At 55.1% G+C, this 256-nt stretch carries 1 protein-coding gene; it reads right to left on the reverse strand.

Going from position 1 to position 256, the window contains the following annotated elements:
* Positions 1-9: 9 nt before the first annotated feature.
* Positions 10-256: hypothetical protein (locus SB775_RS31460; RefSeq protein ID WP_410865201.1), on the reverse strand; the 247-nt coding region annotated here is incomplete at its 5' end.

Below are 256 nucleotides of genomic sequence, written 5' to 3' on the forward strand. Positions count from 1 at the left end.
GTCGGCCGGTTAAGACAACATGATAGGGACTTGGTGAGTGCGATTGTTCGATGCAACAAACCCCTTCATCAACGTACTGAGCATCGCCTGTCCGCTTCTAGGGGCCGTACTCGTTGTGATATTCCGGGAACCGATTGTCGAATGGTTGCAGGGCATCGTTCCCCAAAAAGACACCACAAAGGTAAGGGCCGCCGTGTTCGTCGGGGCCTTCGCCATAGCGGCGTTCATCGCTGGATGGATCCTTGCGGTTCTTGTC

This window comes from Peribacillus sp. SIMBA_075 (assembly GCF_046534585.1).